Raw genomic sequence first — 4,498 nt, 5'->3', positions numbered from 1 at the left:
CGGGGTGGCCGGCGGAGCGGGTCAGGGTGGCTATGCCCGGGCGCTGACCGCCGAGGAACTGGCGGGCCAGCAGGAGGCGCTGGCTGCCGCCGTCGCCCGCCACGACGTCGTCATCACCACCGCTCAGGTTCCCGGCCGCCGGCCACCGCTGCTCGTGACGGAGGAGGCGGTCAAAACGATGCGGCCCGGGTCGGTCGTCGTGGATCTCGCCGCGAGCCCCCTCGGGGGCAATGTGGAGATCTCCGTGCCGGATGAGACGGTGGTCACCGCGGGTGGCGTCACCGTGATCGGCGCCGGCAACCTGCCGGCCCTGATGCCGGCCGCGGCGTCGGCCGCCTATGCCCGCAACGTTGCCGCGTTGCTGGGCCATCTGGTCCACGACGGCGCACTCACCATCGACACCGCCGACGAGATTCAGGCCGGGGTCGTCATCACCCACGCCGGCCGGGTCGTCCACCCCGCCACCGCCGCCCTGCTGGCCGGCGGCTCCGCGGAAAGCCAGTCTGGAGCGTGAGGACATGACCGAGACGTTGGTCACCAACCTGACCGTCCTCGTCCTGAGCCTGCTGGTCGGGTTCGAGGTCATCAGCAAGGTGCCGTCCACCTTGCATACACCGTTGATGTCCGGCGCGAACGCGATCCACGGCATCGTCGTCGTCGGCGCGATGCTGGTCGCCGCGACGGCGCACACCCCGCTGGGCTACGTCCTGGTGTTCTTCGCCGCCGCGTTCGCCGCGATGAACGTGGTGGGCGGCTACGTGGTGACGGACCGGATGCTGGAGATGTTCCACCGGCGCCCGGCCGCGGAGCGAAGCCGGCTCGCGGAGCGGAACCAGCCGGCAAGGGGGAGCCAGCCGGCAGGGGGGAGTGAGCGGTCATGAGCGGCTCGGACACGGCGATCCGCCTGCTGTTCCTGGCCGCGGCGAGCTGCTTCGTCCTCGGCCTGCACCTGATGAACTCGCCCGCGGCTGCCCGCCGGGGCAACCAGCTGTCCGCGGCCGGGATGGTGGCGGCCGTCGGGAGCGCCGTCGGGCTGCTGGCCCGGGACGGCGTCATCACCACTACCGGCCTCATCGTCCTGATCATCGGCGTGCTCCTGGGATCCGGCGCCGGCCTGTACGCGGCGCGGACCGTGCGGATGACCGCGATGCCGCAGCTGGTCAGCGTGTTCAACGCGGTCGGCGGCGGCGCGGCGGCGCTCGTCGCGTTCGCCGAGGTGGTGCGGTTGGGCGGCGCGGCCGGGCTGGCCGGGGCCTCCGGTCAGACCACCGTGACCGTCGGCCTCGACGCCGTCATCGGCGCGGTGACCTTCTCCGGCTCGCTGGTGGCCGCTGGCAAGCTGCAGGGCCTGATCAGTGGCGCGCCGGTGCTGTTCCGCGGCGCCCGACTGCTGAACGCCGCGCTGGCCGCGGTCGCCGTGACCGGCGTGGCGGCGATCGTCACTGGTCACGGTGGGACGATCGCGCTGTCGATCGTCGCGGCCGCCGCGCTGGGCTTAGGCGTGACGATGGTGCTGCCGATCGGCGGCGCGGACATGCCGGTGGTGATCTCGCTGCTGAACGCGTTCACCGGGACGGCCGTGGCGATGGCCGGTTTCGTGCTTGACAGCACCGTTCTCGTTATCGCGGGCGCGCTGGTGGGGGCGTCCGGCACCATCCTCACCGTGCTGATGGCCGAGGCGATGAACCGGTCGATCCCGGCCATCATCGTCGGTGGTTTCGGCACCGCGGACTCGACCGGAAACGCCGGCGCGGCGGCCGCGGCCCCCGTGCGGTCGGTCGCGGCGGACGACGCGGCCCTGCAGCTGGCGTACGCGTCGAAGGTCATTATCGTGCCCGGCTACGGGCTTGCGGCGGCGCGGGCCCAGCATGAAGTCGTCGAGCTCGCCGACCTGCTCACGCAGCACGGGGTGGACGTCTGCTACGCGATCCACCCGGTCGCCGGCAGAATGCCGGGCCACATGAACGTGCTGCTGGCCGAGGCGCACGTTCCCTATCCGCAGATGAAGGAACTGGCCGAGGTCAACCCCGAGTTCGCGCAGGCCGATGTCGCCCTGGTCGTCGGCGCCAACGACGTGACCAACCCGGCGGCCCGCCGTCCCGGCAACGCGATCTCCGGTATGCCGATCCTCGACGTCGACCAGGCGAAGAGCGTCATCGTCATCAAACGCTCCATGGGCCACGGCTACGCCGGCATCGACAACGAGCTGTACACCGACCCGAAGACCGGAATGCTCTTCAACGACGCGAAAGCCGGCCTGAGCGCGCTCACCGCCGCCATGAAGACACTCGTGCACTGACCTCCCCGGCGGTCCGTCCTCCCCGGCGGTCCGATGATGCTGCTCGGTCTCTTGGCAGATGGTTCACCAGGCCGTACCCTGAGCGATCCTGGCTGCACGTGGGGGCCTGCCCGACGCGACGGAAGGTGTAAGCGGCGCTGACGCTCGCAGGATCGGGACCACCTATCGGGTCCTGGACACCCACCCGGATAAGCGCCGGGCCGGCACTACGCTCCGGTCGGCGGTGGGGATTCCTGGAAGGGCCGCTTCGGAGCAACCGGCGGAGAAACCCGGGGCGAACCGGCGGGGGGACGAGGAGTGGCGAGCGCGGGAACGACGCAGGGTGCGGGAACGACGCAGGATGAGGCACCGATGACCGCGAAGACGATTCCGATCCGGTTCGCCGACGGCGCCGGGGTGGTCGACGTCGCCGAGTCGTTGTCCACCCTGAAGGGGGACGGCCGGTGCCTCTGGCTCGCCGGTGACGAGACGGTCACGATCGAACGGACGACCCTGTCGCCGGCCGGCGACGGCTTCGCCGATCACGTCAGCTTCTCCGTCGCGGACCTCCTTCCCCTGCCGGAGGAGCCCGCGGACGACGGCACCCAGCTCGAGATCGACCTCGAGGGCATGGACCGGCATGGCGACTATCTGTGGTTCGTCGGGTCGCACAGCCTGGCCCGCAAGCGGGTCCGGCCCCAGCACGCGACCGAGCAGGCCCTGGCCCGGCTGGCGAAGGTGAGCAGCAACGCCAACCGCTACCTGCTCGGGCGCATCCCGGTGATGCGGGTCCGCGGCCTGCCGACCCTGGTCGCGAGCGCACCCGACCCGGCCTCGCCCGGCGGCGGCAGGCTGACCGCGGCGGCGCTCGGACTGTCCAAGCCCACCCGGTTGACGAAGGCGCTCAAGGACGACGACCATCTCGACCGCTTCCTCAAGATCCCGAGCAAGGACAACGGGCTGGACGTCGAGGGCCTGGCCGTCGTCGGTGAACGGATCTACCTGGGGCTGCGGGGGCCGGTGCTGCGGGGCTGGGCCGTGGTCCTGGAACTGCGTCTCACCGAGGGAGACGGCCAGGACCTCCTCCTCGCGCCGATCGACGGGGACGGCCGGTATCGCAAGCACTTCCTCGACCTCGACGGGCTGGGGGTGCGCGACCTCCTCGCCTCCGGCGATGACCTCCTGCTCCTCGCCGGCCCGACGATGGACCTCGACGGCCCGGTGCGGATCTACCGCTGGCGCGGGGCCGCGCAGGCCCCCACGAGCGTCGTGGTCACCGACGAGGCGATCGAACGCATCCTGGACCTGCCCGTCGGCGAGGGCGACGACCATCCGGAGGGGATCGCCCTGATGCCCGGCGACCCGTCATCGCTCCTTGTCGTCCACGACAGCCCGGCCGCACGCCGACGCCCGCACCGTCACGAGATCCTCGCCGACGTCGTCCCGCTGCCACCGGGCTGAACGTCACGCACCCGCGGTGGGACCTTGCGTGACGGAAACGGGGGACGGATCGGAGACCGGACGGGAAAACCTCTGGACGGTCGGGCGATCCGCCGGAGAATAGCCGCGGAGGATATGCCCACGGGATGACGTTCCGTCCTGCTCATCGCTGCCGCTCGCCGCCGCTCAAGGGACGCACGTGTACGACGAGGTCGACCTGGACGCCATCACCACCAACGCGGATTTCGGCCGTGCACTGACCATCGTGCGCGAGCGCGCGGGGTTGAGCGTGCGGGAGGTGGCGCGCGCCGTCAACGTGCCGGCCAGCACGGTCGGCGGTTACTTCGGTGGCTCCCATCTCCCCGGCCTCAGGTCGGCGAACCTCGTCGAGAACATGCTGCGGGCCTGCCGGGTGGACGACCCCGACGAGATCCGCCACTGGGTCGAGACGTGGCGTCGGGTCCGGCGCGGAGCTCACGGTCGCGCGGACCCTGGCGGCGACCGGATCGGCACCGGGGACCGGATCGGCACCGGACAGGACCCGTCGACGGCGGTCACGATCAGGCCGCCGGTCCAGCGGCTCACCCACCTGCCCGCGATCCGCGGTCGAGACGGCCTGCTCGACCTGCTGGCCGGGCAGCTCCCCGCCGGACGCAGGCACGCGGTCACCGGATCCGACGCCGGTAACGGGCCGGTCCTCCCCCGGCCTGACGTCCCTCGACCGGACGTCCCCGAACCGGACATCCCTGGCTCGGACATCCCTGGCTCGGATGCCCCTGG

Annotated in this window: 5 protein-coding genes; all 5 read left to right on the top strand. The window is 71.7% G+C overall.

Annotated elements, in window-relative coordinates; translation table 11 throughout:
- A partial coding sequence (locus ACY5KJ_RS05820) for a Rossmann-fold NAD(P)-binding domain-containing protein (RefSeq protein WP_462202940.1) occupies positions 1–514 on the top strand: 514 nt, incomplete at its 5' end.
- Between the two features lie 4 nt (positions 515–518).
- Positions 519–881, top strand: coding sequence for an NAD(P) transhydrogenase subunit alpha part 2 (locus ACY5KJ_RS05815; protein ID WP_462186644.1), 363 nt, complete (start codon positions 519–521; stop codon positions 879–881).
- Positions 878–2,299 (top strand): NAD(P)(+) transhydrogenase (Re/Si-specific) subunit beta, encoded by a 1,422-nt coding sequence (locus tag ACY5KJ_RS05810; RefSeq protein WP_462186645.1) that lies wholly within the window; start codon positions 878–880, stop codon positions 2,297–2,299. The genes ACY5KJ_RS05815 and ACY5KJ_RS05810 overlap by 4 nt, the downstream gene beginning before the upstream one ends.
- Before the next feature lie 351 nt (positions 2,300–2,650).
- Positions 2,651–3,739: a DUF3616 domain-containing protein gene (locus ACY5KJ_RS05805; protein ID WP_462186646.1), complete on the top strand. Its 1,089-nt coding sequence runs from the start codon at positions 2,651–2,653 to the stop codon at positions 3,737–3,739.
- A gap of 178 nt (positions 3,740–3,917) precedes the next feature.
- Positions 3,918–4,498 (top strand): helix-turn-helix domain-containing protein (locus tag ACY5KJ_RS05800; protein ID WP_462202939.1); only part of this gene is annotated, 581 nt, incomplete at its 3' end.

Source organism: Frankia sp. CcWB3 (assembly GCF_977927595.1).
The sequence above is the reverse complement of the archived record's forward strand: the minus strand, read 5'-3'. Positions and strand labels throughout refer to the sequence as shown.

Bases quoted from the DNA above. Each gene is read 5' to 3' on its own strand.
- ACY5KJ_RS05815 (WP_462186644.1), top strand. From the start codon at position 519: ATGACCGAGACGTTGGTCACCAACCTGACCGTCCTCGTCCTGAGCCTG.
- ACY5KJ_RS05810 (WP_462186645.1), top strand. From the start codon at position 878: ATGAGCGGCTCGGACACGGCGATCCGCCTGCTGTTCCTGGCCGCGGCG.
- ACY5KJ_RS05805 (WP_462186646.1), top strand. From the start codon at position 2,651: ATGACCGCGAAGACGATTCCGATCCGGTTCGCCGACGGCGCCGGGGTG.